15 protein-coding genes are annotated in these 18,058 nt (G+C 73.7%); 4 read left to right on the forward strand and 11 right to left on the reverse strand.

What is annotated here, in order from left to right; all coding sequences use genetic code 11:
• Positions 1-67: 67 nt before the first annotated feature.
• Positions 68-1,339, reverse strand: a complete 1,272-nt coding sequence (locus IH50_RS0123290; protein ID WP_030865579.1) for an SWF or SNF family helicase — start codon at positions 1,337-1,339, stop codon at positions 68-70.
• Entirely contained in the window at positions 1,336-4,140 is a 2,805-nt protein-coding gene (locus IH50_RS0123295) for a DEAD/DEAH box helicase (RefSeq protein WP_078914074.1), read from the reverse strand. The genes IH50_RS0123290 and IH50_RS0123295 overlap by 4 nt, the downstream gene beginning before the upstream one ends.
• A gap of 346 nt (positions 4,141-4,486) precedes the next feature.
• Here IH50_RS0123295 and IH50_RS0123300 point away from each other — a divergent pair, with 346 nt between their 5' ends.
• Complete coding sequence (locus tag IH50_RS0123300; RefSeq protein WP_030865582.1) at positions 4,487-4,669, forward strand: hypothetical protein; 183 nt, start codon at positions 4,487-4,489, stop codon at positions 4,667-4,669.
• A gap of 189 nt (positions 4,670-4,858) precedes the next feature.
• Here IH50_RS0123300 and IH50_RS0123305 read toward each other — a convergent pair whose 3' ends face one another.
• The 3 genes from IH50_RS0123305 to IH50_RS0123315 form a co-directional block, all read right to left on the reverse strand.
• Complete coding sequence (locus IH50_RS0123305) at positions 4,859-5,731, reverse strand: hypothetical protein (RefSeq protein ID WP_030865585.1); 873 nt, start codon at positions 5,729-5,731, stop codon at positions 4,859-4,861.
• A 138-nt stretch (positions 5,732-5,869) separates the two neighbouring features.
• Positions 5,870-6,202: a hypothetical protein gene (locus IH50_RS0123310; protein ID WP_030865589.1), complete on the reverse strand. Its 333-nt coding sequence runs from the start codon at positions 6,200-6,202 to the stop codon at positions 5,870-5,872.
• Positions 6,203-6,484: 282 nt separating this feature from the next.
• Positions 6,485-7,084, reverse strand: a complete 600-nt coding sequence (locus IH50_RS0123315; protein ID WP_030865591.1) for a class I SAM-dependent methyltransferase — start codon at positions 7,082-7,084, stop codon at positions 6,485-6,487.
• Positions 7,085-7,396: 312 nt separating this feature from the next.
• On the opposite strand from IH50_RS0123315, the gene IH50_RS0123320 reads away from it, so the two are divergent.
• Both IH50_RS0123320 and IH50_RS0123325 read left to right on the forward strand, forming a co-directional pair.
• The gene (locus IH50_RS0123320) at positions 7,397-7,804 is read left to right on the forward strand and encodes a roadblock/LC7 domain-containing protein (protein ID WP_030865594.1); all 408 of its coding nucleotides are present in this window, start codon (positions 7,397-7,399) and stop codon (positions 7,802-7,804) included.
• Between the two features lie 125 nt (positions 7,805-7,929).
• Complete coding sequence (locus IH50_RS0123325; protein WP_078914075.1) at positions 7,930-8,850, forward strand: DUF6397 family protein; 921 nt, start codon at positions 7,930-7,932, stop codon at positions 8,848-8,850.
• 1 nt (position 8,851) lies between these two features.
• Here IH50_RS0123325 and IH50_RS0123330 read toward each other — a convergent pair whose 3' ends face one another.
• Both IH50_RS0123330 and IH50_RS0123335 read right to left on the reverse strand, forming a co-directional pair.
• Positions 8,852-9,718 carry an acyl-CoA thioesterase gene (locus IH50_RS0123330; protein ID WP_030865598.1) on the reverse strand — a complete coding sequence of 289 codons (867 nt, stop codon included), beginning with the start codon at positions 9,716-9,718 and terminating at the stop codon, positions 8,852-8,854.
• Between the two features lie 19 nt (positions 9,719-9,737).
• Positions 9,738-12,251, reverse strand: a complete 2,514-nt coding sequence (locus tag IH50_RS0123335; protein WP_030865600.1) for a DEAD/DEAH box helicase — start codon at positions 12,249-12,251, stop codon at positions 9,738-9,740.
• 145 nt (positions 12,252-12,396) lie between these two features.
• On the opposite strand from IH50_RS0123335, the gene IH50_RS0123340 reads away from it, so the two are divergent.
• Positions 12,397-13,191: a metal-dependent hydrolase gene (locus IH50_RS0123340; protein WP_030865603.1), complete on the forward strand. Its 795-nt coding sequence runs from the start codon at positions 12,397-12,399 to the stop codon at positions 13,189-13,191.
• Between the two features lie 20 nt (positions 13,192-13,211).
• Here the strand turns inward: IH50_RS0123340 and IH50_RS0123345 are convergent, their stop codons facing one another.
• From IH50_RS0123345 to IH50_RS0123360, 4 genes are all read right to left on the reverse strand, one after another.
• On the reverse strand, positions 13,212-13,469 hold the full coding sequence (locus IH50_RS0123345) for a type B 50S ribosomal protein L31 (protein ID WP_030865605.1): 258 nt from the start codon (positions 13,467-13,469) through the stop codon (positions 13,212-13,214).
• 15 nt (positions 13,470-13,484) lie between these two features.
• On the reverse strand, positions 13,485-13,955 hold the full coding sequence (locus IH50_RS0123350; protein WP_030865607.1) for a DUF5709 domain-containing protein: 471 nt from the start codon (positions 13,953-13,955) through the stop codon (positions 13,485-13,487).
• 467 nt (positions 13,956-14,422) lie between these two features.
• Positions 14,423-16,204: an ABC transporter ATP-binding protein gene (locus IH50_RS0123355; protein ID WP_030865608.1), complete on the reverse strand. Its 1,782-nt coding sequence runs from the start codon at positions 16,202-16,204 to the stop codon at positions 14,423-14,425.
• Positions 16,201-18,033, reverse strand: a complete 1,833-nt coding sequence (locus IH50_RS0123360; protein WP_030865610.1) for an ABC transporter ATP-binding protein — start codon at positions 18,031-18,033, stop codon at positions 16,201-16,203. The genes IH50_RS0123355 and IH50_RS0123360 overlap by 4 nt, the downstream gene beginning before the upstream one ends.
• Positions 18,034-18,058: the final 25 nt, after the last annotated feature.

Consider the following 18,058-nt stretch of genomic DNA (forward strand, 5'->3'; position numbering starts at 1 on the left):
CCGCGTTCCTCGCGGTACGGCCGCCGGGCCGGTCGTGGCTTCGGTGCGGTGACGAACTCGCCGGCGGCTACCTTTCGGGTGCGCGTTCCGCCGTGGCCAGTGCCGTCGCCGGGTCCTGGGAGGAATCCCCCGCCGGGACCCACCGGCCGCGTTCCTCGCGGTACGGCCACCAGTGTCCCTCGCGGTCCAGGCGTAGCTGGACGGGCGCGCCGGCCACCGTCCACCGGTTGGCCCGGGCCCGGAGCACCGGCCGTTCGTCCTCCTCCCACGCCGAGTCGAGGGCGGCACGCGCACGTGCCAGCCGTTCGCCGTCCACGGTCCACTCCTCGTCGAGCACGGCCAGGGCCGCCGTACCGCCGTGCCGCCAGGCCCGTACGGCCAGGGCCAGCCCTTCCCGGCCGCGCCCCGACCCCTCGGCGAGCCGCTCCGCCACCGCGCCGCCGGGCTCCCCGGCGGCCAGCCGCACCGCGTCCCGCGCGACGGCCGGTTCCGGTTCCACGGGCTGCCGTTCGTGCCCGTCCTGGAGTGCCCGGGCCAGCAGCCGGTGGGCCTGTACGGCGGTCCGGGCGGCCAGGAACTCCAGCGCGGGCGGATCGATCCCGGCCGCGGGCTCCGCCTCCGTGTCCAGCGACGGCGGAACCCCCGGCTCCGAGGGGAGGGCGGGGGCGCCGGGAAGCGACGGCAGGATGTCACCGGCCGCGTACGCCTCGGCCGCGTCCACGCCTTCCGGGCCCTGGGCGGGCCGCCCGGCGGACGTGTCGCCCCGGGCCTGGAGCGCGTCCAGCAGGGCACGTTCACCCCGCCCCCGCATCAGCAGCAGGACGAACGGGTCCTGGTCCAGCAGCCGGGCCACCTGATAGCACAGCGCCGCCGTGTGGCCGCAGTGGTCCCAGGCGTCGCAGTCGCACTCCGGCTCCAGATCGCCCAGGCCCGGCAGCAGTTCGACCCCGGCCAGCTCCGCGTCCTCGACCAGCTGCGTCGGCATCTCGCGGTCGAGCAGCGCCGCGACATGCCCGGCCCGTTCCACGGTCATGGCCAGGAACCGGTCCCACTGCTCCCCGGACAGCTCCTGCAGCAGCACGTCCGCGCGGTGGGCCGTACGGTCCCGGTCCAGTACGACCGCCGTGATGCGCCCCGGCCGTACGGACACCGCGCCGACCGCGCCCGCGCGTGCCAGCGCGCGGCCCGCCTTGAGCTGCCGGGAGTCCAGCGCCGTACCCTCCAGCGCCGTCAGCCAGGCCAGGCCCCACCAGCTCTGCGCGAAACCGCGCCCCCGCGCGGGCGGCAGCGCGGCGAAGACGCGCTCCACGCCGGCTTCGTCACCGTCGTACCGGGTCATCGCAGTCCCCCTCGCAGTCCGACCAGTTCCGCCAGCTCGGCGTCGGTCAGTTCGGTGAGCGCCGCCTCGCCGGAGCCGAGCACCGCGTCGGCCAGTTCACGTTTGCGCTCCAGCAGCCCGGCGATACGGTCCTCGATGGTTCCCTCGGCGATGATGCGGTGCACCTGCACCGGCCGGGTCTGGCCGATGCGGTACGCGCGGTCCGTCGCCTGCGCCTCGACGGCGGGGTTCCACCAGCGGTCGTAGTGCACGACGTGCTCCGCGCGGGTGAGGTTCAGCCCCGTGCCCGCCGCCTTCAGCGACAGCAGGAAGACCGGGACCTCGCCGTCCTGGAAACGGCGCACCATCGCCTCGCGCTCGGCGACCGGCGTGCCGCCGTGCAGGAACTGCGTCGGCACGCCCCGCGCGGCCAGGTGCCGTTCCAGCAGCCGCGCCATCCGCACGTACTGTGTGAACACCAGGATGCCGGCCCGCTCGGTGAGGACCGTGTCGAGGAGTTCGTCCAGCAGCTCCAGCTTCCCGGACCTCCCGGCGACCACCGGCCGCTCCTCCTTGAGGAACTGCGCCGGGTGGTTGCAGATCTGCTTCAGGCCGGTCAGCAGCTTCACGATCAGCCCGCGCCGCGCCATACTGCCGGCGCCCGCGATCTCGGCCATCGCCTCGCGCACCACGGCCTCGTACAGCGCCGTCTGCTCCTGGGTGAGCGACACCGCGTGATCGGTCTCCGTCTTGGGCGGCAGCTCGGGCGCGATCCCGGGGTCCGACTTGCGGCGGCGCAGCAGGAACGGCCGTACCAGACGGGCCAGCCGGTCCGCCGCGGCCGGGTCCTGCCCGCCCTCGACGGCGTCCGCGTACCGCCGCCGGAAGGTGCCGAGCCGGCCCAGCAGGCCGGGGGTCGTCCAGTCGAGGATCGCCCACAGTTCCGACAGGTTGTTCTCCACCGGCGTGCCGGTGAGCGCCACACGCGCGCGTGCGCCGACGGAACGCAGTTGACGGGCCGTCGAGGAGTACGGGTTCTTCACGTGCTGGGCCTCGTCGGTGACGACCATGCCCCAGGGGACCCCGGCGAGCCGGGGGGCGTCCAGCCGCATGGTGCCGTACGTGGTGAGCACCACCTCGCCGTCGGCCACGTCGTCCAGCGTCCGCCGCGCGCCGTGGAAGCGGCGCACCGGGGTGCCGGGCGCGAACCGCTCGATCTCCCGCTGCCAGTTGCCCATCAGGGAGGTCGGGCAGACCACGAGCGTGGGGCCCGCGGACTCCGGATCGGTCTGACGGTGCAGATGCAGGGCGATCAGGGTGATGGTCTTGCCGAGCCCCATGTCGTCGGCGAGACAGCAGCCCAGGCCCAGGGAGGTCGTCCGGGCCAGCCAGTTCAGGCCGCGCCGCTGGTAGTCCCGCAGCGTGGCGGCGAGCGCGGCGGGCTGCTCGACGGGCTCCTGCGCCTCGGGGTCCGCGAGCCGGTCCCGCAGAGCCGCCAGCCACCCGGTGGGCCGGACCTCGATCCGGCCGCCGTCGACCTCCACGGAGCCTGTCAGGGCCGCGCCGAGCGCGTCGACCGGCGTGATCGTGCGGTCCTGGCGCGCACGGGCCCGGGCCAGTTCCCGCGGGTCGATCAGGACCCACTGGTCGCGCAGCCGCACGAGGGGGCGGTTCGCCTCGGCCAGCCGGTCCAGTTCCTCGCGCGTGAGCCGCCGGTCGCCCAGGGCGAACCACCAGTCGAAGGCGAGCAGCGCGTCGGCGGACAGGAACGACGGCCCGTCCGTGGACCCGGCCCTCCCGGGCCCGGGCCCGTCGTCTGCGGGACCGACCTCCGCGCGGGTGGTGAGCTCCCGGACCAGTTCCCTGGGCCAGTGCACGTCGACGCCCGCGCCGGCGAGTGCCCGGCCGCCTTCGCCGAGGAGTTCGGCGATCTCCTCCTGCGCGAGGTCCACCGCGTCCGGTACGGTCGCCGACAACAAGGGGGTGAGCGGCGCCCAGGCCCGTGCCGCGCGGCGGAGCGCGAGCAGGGCGTCCATCCGCGCGCGGGAGTCGAAGGCCGCGTCGAAGGCGCCGGCCCACACCTCGCCGGCGTCCGCGACGAGCGCGGGGTCGTGCACGCCGTGCATCTGGAGGACGGCGCGGAACGACACGTCCGCGGCGTCGGCCGCGTCCGTGAGCCCGCGCGCCTCGATCCGCAGCGACAGCCGTACGCCGGCGTCGTGGCCGGCGGCGATGCCGGCGGCCCAGGTCCGCAGTTCGGGCAGCCGTTGCGGCTCCGGTACCGCGAAGGCGGCGGTGCCGGTCGCGAGACGGGCGGCGGGGGAGCGGGGGAGGGTGTCGGCGACCGCGTCGAGGAAGGCGCGCAGCAGCCGTTCGGGGTCGGGCAGCCGCGGCGGCACGGTGCCGTCCAGCGGCGTCGCGTGCGCCTCCGGCGGCATCGCCGCGGCGAGCCGGCGGATCGCCTCGACGTCCTCCGCGTCCAGCGGTCCGACGCGCCAGGCGTCGTGGTCGGCGGGGGAGAGGCCGGGCAGCAGCAGACCGCGCGCCACCAGGTGCAGGGCGTGCACGGCTGCGGCGCCCCAGAACCGGGTGGCCCGGTGCCCGGCACCACCGGCCCGCGCGCGTGTGAGGAACGGGAGCGCGTCGCGTACCGGCAGCACGGTGGCGGGCACACGCACCGCCTCGATCCCGTCGTCGCCGGGTACCACGACGGTCAGCTCCCCGGCCGACGCCGCGTCGGCGTCCACGGTCGGCGGAGGCGAGCCGTCGGGCCGCCAGAACGCGACCCGGCCGGTACGGGCGGGGTCACCCGGGACGAACACGGCCGGACAGTCGGCCGGCTCGAAGTGTGCGGAGTGTGCGGAGTGTGCGGCGGAGAGTACCGGGTGAGTCGTCTGCGCAGTGATGACAGGATTCCTCAAACTTGACTAGTGAAGCTGGAATCGCCGAGGGTACAGCACGGTCGGCGCCGACCGGATGTGCCTGAGCTGTGAGACGGGTCACCATGAAGGTGCGTCGGGCCTCCCGCCCGGGAGCCCTCCGACAGGCTCTCGAAGACCTTAGGGGTCGCGCCTCAGGGATGTCTCAGGGCCGCGGTCCGGAACCGTCGCGGGCGCGGGCCCGTTTTCACGGCAGAGAGCGGCAGTGGCCGCGAAGGAGGCGACACTCATGTCGAAGAACGCCAAGATCGCCGCGGGGGGTGTGGCGGCCGGACTGATTCTGTTCGTCTGGCTGCCCTGGTGGGCCGCCCTTCTGATCATCCTGGGGGTCCCGGCCGCCGCGTACCTCACCCTGGACCCCGCACAGCGGCGCAGGCTGCGCCGCGTCTCGCGCAAAGAGCTGGGCCGCTGAGGCGCCACGGCGTCACCGCCTCACCGGAGCCCGGCGCGCAGGAAAGGGGCCGATCGCGGAACCGCCCCACGGTGAGGGACCGCCCTCGCCGTCATCGAGGGGCCGGTGCCCTGTGGAACGGCGTCCACACGTGGGGTTTCACCACACGCTGACGTCCACCGCACCTGGCCCTCGGGAAGCCGCGTGTGCTCAGAGCGGTCGTACGGCCATCCGTTCGAGCGCTTCGAGCAGGCCCGGCAGCTCCGGGCCCCGGCCCACCGGCAGGACCTCGCCGGGTTCGTCGTCGAGCAGGACGAACGCGATGTCGTCGGTCCGGGCCACCAGCGACCAGCCGGGGCCGTCGGCGCGCAGGATGCGCGCGCCACCCGGGGCGAAGGACGAGCGGACCCGGCCGAGCGGCGGCGGCGAGTCGACGTACGCGCGCGCCTCCGCCAGCACCCGCCGGAGCCTGCCGTGCCCCGGCTGCCCGTCCGTCCTGCCGCCCGTTTCCTCCGTCCGGCCGTCCTCCGCGGGCTCCTCGGCGTCGTCGGCCGCCCGGGCCGAGCCGCCCGGCGCCGGGAACGCCGCGTCGTCGACCTGCTCCCGCCAGACCGCCCACTGCAGGGCGACCTCGTCGGCACCCAGCCGGCGCTGGGCCGGTCCCCAGGCCCCGGTGTCCGGCGGGGACAGCGGGGGACCGTCCGCGGCGTCCGGGCCGGGATCGTGCGGCGCGGGCACGTTCGGCGCGGCGACGGCCACCGCGAGGGGCCAGCCGGGCAGCGCGGCGACGACCGTGCGCTCGTCCGGCGACAGATCGTGCTCCATCCCGCAGTCCCAGGACGCGATCGCGACGGCGACCAGCGAGACGTCGTCGACGACGACGGTCCACCGGGCGCCCTCGCCGTCCTGGCCGAGCACCAGGCCGTACCCGTCGGCGAGGGGCGGAAGGCCGAGCGCCGCGCACGCCTCCGGGTAGTCGTCGCCCAGCACGCTCGGGAACTTCGCCGGCGTCAGCAGCGCCGCCGTGAGCACATAGAGCGCGTCGTCCGCGGCGGCGACGGCTTCCTCGTCCGTCCCGGCCATCCCAGCCTCCCCATCGCTTCGTCCACCGGCGCGCACCCTATGCCGACCCCGAGCCGCTTGTCACGACCTCCGCAGCCATGCCCGGAGCTGCAGGTTTCCGGCCGGACGGGGCGAATCGACCACGTGCCGGCGGACGGTTCAGGCGGCCGGAAGCCCCAGCAGCGCCCGCGCGACCGTCCCCGGGGACTCGTCCCGCTCCCGCGCGAGCGCGATCACCGCCCGGCACGCCAGCTCGTTCACCCCGAACGACAGCGCCTCCGGCGACACCCAGCCGGCCGCCTCGTCGATCCGGTCCTGATCGTCCTCCACGCAGGCCGAGACGTACACCGCGGCGGCCTCGAACAGATTGTGCGGACGCTTCTCCCGCCCGGTCCGCTTCTCACGCCCGACCCGCTCCTCCCGCCCGGTCCGCTCCTCCGCGCGCCACCTGCCGATCACTCTGCTCCCGATCCCCCGAACCCTTCCCCACATGCGGTCCGCCTTCCCCGGCACGGTTGTCCTCGCCGACCGTTCATCTCCTGCCGTTCAACGTAGAGTCGCGGCTCCGACAGCAGAAGAGGGCAGCCCGGCGCAGCACTCCGGAACCCGCGCCGTTCCGCGGACCGGCCGGCTGCTCGCCCGGACGGCAGAGCTCACGGAGCGGTCCGGCGGGCGCGGCCACCGGCCGGCGGACCCGGGAACCACCCCGTACCGGGACTTCGGAGCGGCCCGGTGCGGAACCCGGACCGGACGCCCGGCGCGTGACCGGGCGCTCTAGTCCGCGCGGACGGCCAGCGCCAGGAAGCGTGTGTCCTCGTCGGTGTACGACGTCATGCGCCACCCCGAACGGGACAGCAGTGCACGGAGATTCGGCTCCGCGCGGAGGTCGTCCGGGGAGAGCGTGCGACCCTGCCGGGCGGCGAGCGCAGCCCGGCCGACCGGATGGAACAGCGCGAGCACGCCACCCGGCCGCACCACCCGCGCGATCTCCCGGAGGTTGCCGGCCGGATCGGGCAGGTGGGCGATCAGACCCGCCGCGAACACGGCGTCCAGTGTGGACGGGCGCAGCGGCAGCGCGGCGACGTCGGTCAGCAGCAGCGCCCCGTCACGGTCCCGTCCGGCCCGTGCCGCCTCCCGCAGCATGGCCGGCGTCAGATCCGCGCCGAGGATCACGCCCGAGGGCCCCACGGCCGCACGCAGCGGCGGCAGGGCGCGCCCGGTGCCGCAGCCCGCGTCGAGCACCCGGTCCCCCTCGCGCAGCCCGAGTCCGGCGACCGCGGCGGCGTAGACCGGACCGTCGTCGGGGAAGCGGCGGTCCCAGTCGGCGGCACGCGCGGTGAAGAACTCCTGGACGTGTGTGTGGTCGTCGCTCATGCTCCGCATGATCCCCCACCGGGACGGGCGACGCCCTTGTGCGACGCACGCGAGCGCGACTCGGGCAAGGAGGTGCTGATCCGGCTCGTCGAGTACGCCGGACGCGTGCACACCGCCCGGCTGCCCGACTCGGTGGGAGGACCGCGGGATCCGGGCTCGCGCCACTGTTCCTCGGTCATCTTCCGTCCCTTGGCTCCCGTCCTCCTTGCCCGGTGCCCGGTCCTGGGGAAGGCTGGCGCGAGGGCCCTCCCGCCAGGAGGGAACGGCACACGGGGCAGACCACGGGGAAAGAACCAGGGGGAGACACACGACATGGCGCAGAACCAGGGACTCGACTGGCTGCTGGACGACCTGACCCAACGCGTCGAACACGTACGGCACGCACTGGTCCTGTCCAACGACGGACTGGTGACGGGCGCGAGCACGGGACTGCGGCGCGAGGACGCGGAACACCTCGCCGCCGTCTCGTCCGGACTGCACAGCCTCGCCAAGGGGTCGGGCCGGCACTTCGGCGCGGGCGGGGTACGCCAGACGATGATCGAGTTCGACGACGCGGTGCTCTTCGTCACCGCGGCGGGCACCGGCAGCTGTCTGTGCGTACTCAGCGGAGCGGAGGCCGACATCGGCCAGATCGCGTACGAGATGACCCTGCTGGTCAACCGGGTCGGCGAGCATCTGGAGGTGGACGCCCGCCGACAGAAACCAGGCACAGAACTCTGACCTGCCAGTCCGTCCTCCGCCGCGGAGTTATCCACAGGCTCGCCACGGAGAGTGATGAAGCGGCTACGGTTTTTCCGGCGGCGCACCCGGCGCCGGCCGCCCACACTCCACGGGGGAAGACGAACATGCCCGGACAGCACACCATCGCGCATGACACCACCGCCATCGCGGCGCGGCCCGCGGCGGCGCGGGAGGTCCGGGTCGGCCCGGGCCGCGCGGCCCGCGAACTCGGTCTCAAAAGCACCGAGTTCGACCTCGCCGTACAGCTCGGGCGGATCCGCACGGTCCTCGACGGCGACGGAGGGGACCGGTGGGTCGACCGGGCCGAGATCGAGCGGCTCCGTGCCGGGCCGGGGTTTCCGGAGGCCCTGCGCCGGAGCGTGCACGCCGTGGGCACCACGGAGGGCGCCGCCCTCATCGACGTGACGAAGACCCGGTTCACCCGCCTCGCGAGGCTGGGCCTGCTGGTGCCCGTGAAGTTCTACCTGAACCGCTACCGCGCCGTGGTCTGGCTCTACCTGGCCGAGGAACTGCGGCTGTTCGCGGCCGACGACAGGAACCTGCCCCTTCTGACGGGGCGCACGCCCGAGAGCCTCAGGAGCCAGCTCGACACCGGTATCGACCTGCGCCCGCGCAACTGGCGCGCCCGGCAGCTGGGCTTCATGCTCCGCCGGACCGACGACCCCTGGGCGCGCGCCGGGGCCGTGGCGTCACTGCTCGGCCCGCCGCATGTGTCGGAGGCCGTCCCCGACCACTACGACCGCTCCCACCTCAACGGGTTCCGCCGGCCGCCGCCGTCCCACGGCGCGCCCGGCTCACCGGCCGCGGACCTGGCGGAAGAGCTCATGACCGCTCAGGACCCGGACGAAATCGCCCGGCTGCAGGCCGATCTGGTCCGGCTGACGGAGAGGGCGCGGGCACACCGGCCGGCACCCCGTCCCGCTCCCCGCCGGCCGGAGCCGGTTCGGCGCGCGCCGGAGGCCGTCGAGCCGGTACGCGGGACGTCCCGCGGCCTGCTGGGCCGGTGGTGGCGCGGAAACCGGTGACCTACAGGGCCCGGAACAACCCCTCCTGGACGACGGACACCAGCATCCGCCCCTCCAGGTCGTAGATCCGGCCGCGGGCCAGACCCCGCCCGCCCGTGGCGATCGGCGACTCCTGGTCGTACAGGAACCACTCGTCGGCGCGGAACGGACGGTGGAACCACATCGCGTGGTCCAGCGACGCCATGTCGAAGCCGCGCGGCCCCCACAGCGGTTCCACCGGGATCCGCACGGCGTCCAGGAGGGTCATGTCGCTGGCGTACGTCAGGGCGCAGGTGTGAACCAGCGGATCGTCACCGAGCGGTCCGACCGCGCGCATCCACACCGCGCTGCGCGGCTCGGCGCCCTTGACGTCGTCGGCGTTCCAGCGCAGCCGGTCCACATAGCGGATGTCGAAGGGCTGGCGGCGCGCCATCCGCTCCAACTGCTCCGGCAGCGCGCCCAGATGCTCACGGATCTCGTCCGACACCGTCGGCAGCGACTCGGGGTCCGGGACCTCGCGGGCCGGCGGCAGCTGGTGTTCGAAACTCCCCTGTTCAGGCTTGTGGAAGGAGGCGGTCAGATTGAAGATCGTGCGGCCCTGCTGCACCGCGGTGACCCGGCGGGTCGTGAACGACCGGCCGTCCCGCACCCGTTCGACCTGGTACACGATCGGCACCCCGGGTCTGCCCGGACGCAGGAAGTACGCGTGCAGGGAGTGCACGGGACGGTCGCCCTCCGTGGTGCGGCCGGCGGCGACCAGGGCCTGGCCGGCCACCTGGCCTCCGAAGACCCGCTGCAGTGACTCCTGCGGGCTGCGGCCACGGAAGATGTTGACCTCGATCTGCTCCAGGTCGAGCAGGGCGACGAGGCTCTCGGCCGGATTCGTCATGGGTGGGGTTCTCCTGTGCTCACAGCTGGCCGACATCGGTGACCCGGACGACCGCGCGGCCCTCCGCGTCGGAGGCGGTGAGGTCGACCTCGGCACTGATGCCCCAGTCGTGGTCGCCGGCGGGATCGTCGAAGATCTGCCGGACCCGCCACAGCCCGTTCTCCGGCTGCTCCTCGATCAGCAGCAGCTTCGGCCCGCGGGCGTCGGGACCGGTGCCGAGCTCCTCGTATTCGTCCCAGTACTTGTCCATCGCCTCGCCCCAGGCATCCGCGTCCCAGCCGCCCTCGGCGTCCAGCTCGCCCAGCTCGTCCACCTGATCGAGGGCGGCGAGCTCGACCCGGCGGAACATGGCGTTGCGGACCAGGACGCGGAAGGCACGCGCGTTGGCGGTGACCGGCTTGACCTGGTCGGCCCTCTCCTGCGCCTCCTCGGCGGTCATCTCCTCCGGATTGGCCAGCTGCTCCCACTCGTCCAGCAGGCTGGAGTCGACCTGGCGCACCGTTTCGCCCAGCCAGGCGATCAGATCCTCCAGGTCCTCCGACTTCAGGTCGTCCGGGACGGTGTGCTCCAGCGCCTTGTAGGCACTCGCGAGGTAGCGCAGCACGATGCCCTCGGTGCGGGCCAGCTCGTAGTGGGACACCAGCTCGGTGAACGACAGCGCCCGCTCGTACATGTCCCGGATCACGGACTTCGGCGACAGCGGATGGTCACCGACCCAGGGATGGCTCTTGCGGTAGGTGTTGTACGCGTGGAAGAGCAGCTCCTCCAGCGGCTTCGGGTAGGTGATGTCCTGGAGCCGCTCCATGCGCTCCTCGTACTCCACCCCGTCGGCCTTCATCGCGGCGACCGCCTCGCCGCGCGCCTTGTTCTGCTGGGCGGCGAGGATCTGGCGCGGATCGTCCAGCGTGGACTCCACGACGGACACCATGTCCAGCGCGTACGACGGCGACTCGGGGTCCAGCAGTTCGAACGCGGCCAGCGCGAACGTGGACAGCGGCTGGTTCAGCGCGAAGTCCTGCTGCAGGTCCACGGTGAGGCGGACGATCCGGCCCTCGGCGTCCGGCCGGTCGAGCTTCTCGACGATGCCGCCGTCCAGCAGCGAGCGGTAGATGGCGATCGCCCGCCGGATGTGCCGCAGCTGCTGCCTGCGCGGCTCGTGGTTGTCCTCCAGCAGCCGCCGCATCGCCTCGAAGGCGTTGCCGGGCCGGGCGATCACCGACAGCAGCATGGTGTGCGTGACCCGGAAGCGGGAGGTCAGCGGCTCCGGCTCGGAGCCGATCAGCTTCTCGAAGGTCTGCTCGCTCCAGGCGACGAAGCCCTCGGGCGCCTTCTTGCGCACGACCTTGCGGCGCTTCTTCGGGTCGTCGCCCGCCTTCGCCAGCGCCTTCTCGTTCTCGACGACGTGCTCGGGGGCCTGGGCCACCACGAAGCCCTCCGTGTCGAAGCCCGCACGCCCGGCGCGGCCCGCGATCTGGTGGAACTCCCGGGCCCGCAGCGTGCGCACGCGGGTGCCGTCGTACTTGGTCAGGGCCGTGAACAGCACCGTGCGGATGGGGACGTTGACGCCCACCCCGAGCGTGTCCGTGCCGCAGATGACCTTCAGCAGACCGGCCTGCGCGAGCTTCTCCACCAGCCGCCGGTACTTGGGCAGCATGCCGGCGTGGTGCACGCCGATGCCGTGCCGGACGTAGCGGGACAGATTACGGCCGAACTTGGTGGTGAAGCGGAAGTTGCCGATCAGCTCGGCGATCCTGTCCTTCTCCTCGCGCGTGCACATGTTGATGCTCATCAGCGCCTGCGCCCGCTCCACCGCCTGCGCCTGCGTGAAGTGCACGATGTAGACCGGCGCCTGCCGGGCCTCGAGCAGATCGGTGAGCGTCTCGGTGAGCGGCGTGTACCGGTACTCGTAGGACAGCGGCACGGGACGCGTCGCCGAGCGGACCACCGCGGTGGGACGGCCGGTGCGGCGGGTGAGGTCCTTCTCGAAGAAGGAGACGTCGCCGAGCGTCGCCGACATCAGCACGAACTGCGCCTGCGGCAGCTCGAGGAGCGGGATCTGCCAGGCCCAGCCGCGGTCCCCTTCCGCGTAGAAGTGGAACTCGTCCATCACGACCTGGCCCACGTCGGCGTCCTTGCCGTCGCGCAGCGCGATCGACGCCAGCACCTCGGCGGTGCAGCAGATGACCGGGGCGTCGGCGTTGACGGACGCGTCGCCGGTGAGCATGCCGACGTTCTCGGTGCCGAAGACCTTGCACAGCTCGAAGAACTTCTCCGACACCAGCGCCTTGATGGGCGCCGTGTAGAAGGTGACCTCGTCGCGCGCCAGGGCGGCGAAGTGGGCGGCCGCGGCGATCATGCTCTTGCCGGAGCCCGTGGGCGTCGACACGATCACGTTCGCCCCGGAGACCACCTCGATCAGCGCCTCCTCCTGGTGCGGGTAGAGCGTGAGACCGCGCTCCTGGGCCCACGACTCGAAGGCTTCGTAAAGGGCGTCGGGGTCGGCGGTCGGCGGCAGCTGATCGATGAGGGTCACGCCCCCATCTTGCCTGCCCACCCGGCCGATGGGGGAATCGGCTGCGGGCGTGAAGATCGCGAACGCTACGCTGTGTCGCCGGCGGGGCGTCAACGCACCGGGCCGACCGGCCGGTGGCGAACGAGGAATGGGGCGGGCAACGGCGATGATGGGACCAGCACACTCACTGTCGGGCGCCGCGGCCTGGCTCGGGGTCGGCGCGGCGACGGCCGCGGCCGGACACCCCATGCCCTGGCCGGTGCTCCTGGCCGGCGCCCTGATCTGCGCCGGCGCCGCGCTCGCCCCCGACCTGGACCACAAGGCGGCCACCATCTCACGGGCCTTCGGCCCCGTGTCCCGCTGGCTGTGCGAGATCGTCGACAAGCTGTCCTACGCCGTCTACAAGGCCACCAGGAAGCAGGGCGACCCGCGCCGCTCAGGCGGGCACCGCACGCTCACGCACACCTGGCTGTGGGCGGTGCTGATCGGCGCCGGCACCGCGGTCCTGGCGATCACGGGCGGCCGCTGGGCGGTGCTGGCCATTCTCTTCGTGCACATGGTGCTGGCCATCGAGGGCCTGCTGTGGCGGGCGACGCGCGGCTCCAGCAGCGACGTCCTGGTGTGGCTGCTGGCCGCGGCCTGCGCCTGGATCATCGCGGGCGTCCTGGACCAGCCGGGCCACGGCTCCGACTGGCTGTTCACCGAGCCGGGCCAGGAGTACCTGTGGCTGGGGCTGCCGGTCGTCCTGGGCGCTCTGGTGCACGACATCGGGGACGCACTGACCGTCTCCGGCTGCCCGGTCCTGTGGCCGATACCGGTGGGCCGCAAGCGCTGGTACCCGGTCGGCCCGCCGAAGGCGATGCGGTTCCGGGCGGGCAGCTGGGTGGAGCTGAAGGTGCTGATGCCCGTGTTCATGCTGCTGGGCGGAGTGGGCTGCGCGGCGGCGCTCAATGTGATCTGAGGGCCGCGCCCGTCCGGGACTCAGCCGCCGGAACCCTCACCGCCGTACCGGCGCTCGAAGCGGGCGACACGGCCCTCCGTGTCCACGGTCCGGGCCTTGCCCGTGTAGAACGGGTGGCTCTCCGAGGAGATCTCCACCTCCACCACCGGGTAGGTCTCGCCGTCGTCCCACTCGATGGTCCGGTCGCTGGTCGCGGTGGACCGGGTGAGGAAGGCGTATCCGGCGGCACGGTCCCGGAAGACGACCGGGTGGTAGTCGGGGTGCTTGTCCTGCTGCATGGATGCTCCTCGGGGTCAGCCCGGCAGGTTGTCCTCGTCGACGACATGCATCGCGGCCTCTTCGGCGGAGGCGGCCGCGCCGTCGATGCCGACGTCCATGGCGACCAGGGCCTCCTCCTCGTCCTCGTGCGCCCCTTCGTCGGGAGCCACGAGCCGGCCGGAGCGTGCGGCTCCGACCTCGTGGTCCAGGAGTTCCCCGTCGGTGTCCTCGGAATCGCCCAGGCCGTCGCCGTCGGGTGCGAGGGAGTCGGGCTGCTCCTCGGCGAGCCGCTGCTCCAGGGTCTCGCCCCGGTGGCGTTCCCCGGCCGTCACGCCGGTGTGCTCCACCGCCCAGGGACGTTCCGGCGGGGACCAGCCCCGGTCGAGGGGATCGTCGACCCCGTCGTACTCGAGGGTGTCCTCCGCGTCGAGCAGCCCGGTGTCCTCCCTCTGCTCGGAACCGTCGGGCTGGTAGACGTCGTCTCCCCATCCGTCGGCGCTGTTCACAGGTACCTCCAGGGGGTGGGGACGGGCCCCTTCTCACCGCGGACCGCGGCGGGCCGCCGCTGCACGGGGCACTGGCGCCGTCCGTACCCGGTCCGCCGGGCCCCGGGCGTCCCCGAGCCGGTGCCTGACTCCAGCCTTCCACCGGAGCTCCCCACCGCGCAACGGCACACCACCGGCGGGCCGCGCGCCCGGGATCCCCGCCCCGCCCGGCACCCCGCCGGTGCCCCGTCCCACGGCCCGGAACCGTCCCCGGGCCACAAGCCCCGTACGGGTACGGCCGTCGGCGCGGGCAGCGTTCCCCGGTCCCACCGCTGCCGGGGCGCCGGATACCCGGGGCCGGCGGCCGGCCGGGAGTGCGGCATGGTGCCGCCGGCCCGGCCGCCGTAGTTCCGGTCCGGCCCGAGGTCACACCGGCGGGCCCGGGGGGACCTCGCCCACCGGGCCGCCCCCGCCGTGGCGGCGCGTGCTCAGCCGTGCCAGGAGCGCCACAGCGCCGCGTACGCCCCGTCCGCCGCGACCAGGTCGTCGTGGCTGCCCAGCTCGCTGATGCGGCCGTCCTCCACGACGGCGATGACGTCCGCGTCATGGGCGGTGTGCAGGCGGTGGGCGATGGCGATGACGGTCCTGCCGTCCAGGACACGTGCCAGGGAGCGCTCCAGGTGCCGTGCCGCGCGCGGGTCGAGCAGCGAGGTCGCCTCGTCCAGGACCAGCGTGTGCGGGTCGGCCAGTACCAGCCGGGCCAGCGCGATCTGCTGGGCCTGGGCCGGGGTGAGCGCGAACCCGCCGGAGCCGACCTCGGTGTCCAGGCCCTCGCCCAGCGCACGGGCCCAGCCGTCCGCGTCGACCGCCCCGAGCGCCGCCCACAGTTCGGCGTCCTGCGCGTCGGTCCTGGCGAGCCGCAGATTGTCGCGCAGGGAGCCGACGAAGACATGGTGCTCCTGGTTGACCAGGGCCACATGTTCCCGGACCCGTTCCGCGGTCATCCGCGACAGTTCGGCGTCGCCCAGGGTGACCCGCCCGTCCCGGGGCGCGTAGATCCCGGCGAGCAGCCGGCCCAGGGTGGACTTGCCCGCACCCGAGGGGCCGACCAGTGCCAGCCTGGTCCCGGGGGCGACCTCGAGGGACACCTTGCGCAGGACGTCCACGCCCTCCAGGTAGCCGAAGCGCACCTTGTCCGCGTGGACCCGGCGCCCCTCGGGAGCAAGACCGGCGTCACCGGCGTCGGGCTCGATGTCCCGGACCCCGACCAGCCGGGCCAGCGACACCTGCGCCACCTGCAGCTCGTCGTACCAGCGCAGGATCAGCCCCACCGGGTCGACGAGCATCTGCGCGATCAGCGCGCCCGTGGTCAGCTGGCCGACGCCGATCCAGCCCTGGAGGACGAACACCCCGCCGATCATCAGCACCGAGCCGAGCACGGTGACATGGGTGATGTTGACGACGGGGAAGAGCACCGACCGCAGCCAGAGGGTGTAGCGCTCCCAGGCCGTCCACTCCTTGACCCGCTGGTCGGACAGTGCCACACGGCGCGCGCCGAGACGGTGCGCCTCCACGGTCCGCCCCGCGTCCACGGTCTCGGTGAGCGCGGCGGCCACGGCGGCGTACCCGGCGGCCTCCGAGCGGTAGGCGGCCGGCGCCCGCCGGAAGTACCAGCGGCAGCCGATCACCAGCAGTGGCACGGCGAGCAGCACGGCCGGTGCCAGCTCGGGCGCCGTGACGACCAGTCCGCCCAGCAGCAGCGCCGCCCACACCACGCCGATGGCCAGTTGGGGCACGGCCTCGCGCATGGCGTTGCCGAGCCGGTCGATGTCGGTCGTGATCCGCGACAGCAGATCACCCGTGCCCGCCCGTTCCAGTACGCCCGGCGGCAGCCCGACCGACCGCACCAGGAAGTCCTCGCGCAGATCGGCCAGCATCCGCTCGCCGAGCATCGCCCCGCGCAGCCGTACCTGCCGGACGAACACCGCCTGGAGGACCAGCGCGAGCACGAACAGCGCGACCGTGAGCCCCAGATGCGGCTCCCGCTCCCGGTCCGAGACCCGTTCCACGAGTCCGCCCAGCAGGTACGGGCCCACCATCGAGGCGAGCACGGCGACCGTGTTCACGGTGATCAGCAGTACGAAGGCCCGGCGGTGCCTGCGCAGCAGCTCGCCCACGTAGGCGCGGACGGTCGCGGGCGCACCCACCGGCAGCGTGCTGGCCGCGGTCGGGGCCGCCGGGTCGTAGGCCGGTGGCGCCACGCCGATCATGCCGTCTCCTCGATCTCTTCCAGTTCTTCCAGCCGGTGCAGGACCTCGTCCTCGCGCAGGACGCCGTCCTTGTCCAGGACCTTTGCCGACGCGGCCTCGTCCTCGGTCTCGCGCGTCACCACGGCCCGGTACCGGGGTTCGGTGCGCACCAGTTCGCGGTGGTCGCCGACCGCCGCGACGGTGCCGCCGTGCAGGAACACCACCCGGTCGGCGCGGTCCAGCAGCAGTGGGGACGAGGTGAACACCACGGTGGTGCGCCGCGCCCGCAGTTCGCGCACGCCCTGGGCGATACGGGCCTCGGTGTGCGAGTCGACGGCCGAGGTCGGCTCGTCCAGGACGAGCACCTCCGGGTCCGTGACCAGCGACCGGGCCAGCGCGAGCCGCTGGCGCTGCCCGCCGGACAGGGACCGCCCGCGCTCGGTGATCCGCGCGTCCATCGGGTCGTCGGCGTCCACCGAGCCCTGCACCAGGGCCGCCAGCACGTCCCCGCACTGCGCGGCGTCCAGCGCGTCGCGCGGGTCGACCGCGCCGGACGCCGGCACGTCGAGCAGTTCGCGCAGGGTGCCGGAGAGCAGCACCGGATCCTTGTCCTGCACGAGGACGGCCCGGCGGGCGGAGTCCAGCGGCAGTTCGTCGAGCGGCACCCCGCCGAGCAACACCGGGGTGCCCCGCTCGGAGGCGTGCCCGCCGAGCCGTTCGGCCAGCCGTCCCGCCGCGTCCGGGTCCCCGCACACCACGGCGGTGAGCCGGCCCGTGGGGGCGAGCAGACCGCTCTCCGGGTCGTACAGGTCTCCGGCCGGGTCCTCGGCGGCGCGCGATCCCGCGGTGTCCGTGGCCCGCTCCAGCGACAGCACGCGCGCGGCCCGCTTCGCCGAGGGGCGCGAGAAGGAGTACGCCATCGCGATCTCCTCGAAGTGCCGCAGCGGGTAGGTGAGCACCATGACCGAGCTGTAGACGGTGACCATCTCACCGACGGCGATCCGGCCCTCGCGGGCGAGATGTACGCCGTACCAGACCACCGTGATCAGCAGGATTCCCGGCAGCAGCACCTGGATCGCGGCGATCAGGGCCCACATCCTGGCGCTGCGCACGGCGGCGTGACGAACCTCCTGGGAGGCGCGGCGGTAGCGGTCGAGGAACAGTTCCTCGCCGCCGATGCCGCGCAGTACGCGCAGCCCGGCGACGGTGTCCGAGGCGAGCTCGGTGGCCCGGCCGGCCTTCTCCCGCTGGACGTCCGCCCGCCGGGTGGCGCGGGGCAGCAGCGGCAGCACCGCGATCGCCAGCACCGGCAGTCCCACGGCGACGACGACCCCCAGTGCCGGCTGGTAGACGACCAGGCCGGCGCAGACCAGCACGATGGTGACCGCCGCCGCGGTGAACCGCGACAGGGCCTCCACGAACCATCCGATCTTCTCGACGTCACCGGTGGAGACCGCCACGACCTCACCGGCGGCGACCCGCCGGGTCAGCGCGGAGCCCAGCGTCGCCGCCTTGCGGGCCAGCACCTGCTGGACGCGGGCGGCGGCGGTGATCCAGTTGGTGACGGCGGCGCGGTGCAGGAAGGTGTCGCCGACGGCGTTGCCCGCGCAGGCCAGCGCCATCAGGCCGCCGGCCAGCGCGAGCCGGCCGCCGGAGCGGTCGACCGCGGCCTGGACGGCGACGCCGACGCAGAACGGCAGCGAGGCCACGGAGGCGAAGTGCAGCAGGCCCCAGGCCAGCGACTTGAGCTGCCCGGACAGCTGATTCCGGAAGAGCCACCACAGGAATCGGGGACCCGAGCGGGCGTCGGGCACCCCCGGGTCGGGAAACGGAAGGTCTTGGATCTGCATGACGTCCCAGTGGCTCGGATCAGGG

Origin of the sequence: Streptomyces sp. NRRL S-37 (assembly GCF_000721605.1) — a bacterium.
In the GTDB taxonomy this organism is placed as follows: Bacteria; Actinomycetota; Actinomycetes; order Streptomycetales; family Streptomycetaceae; genus Streptomyces.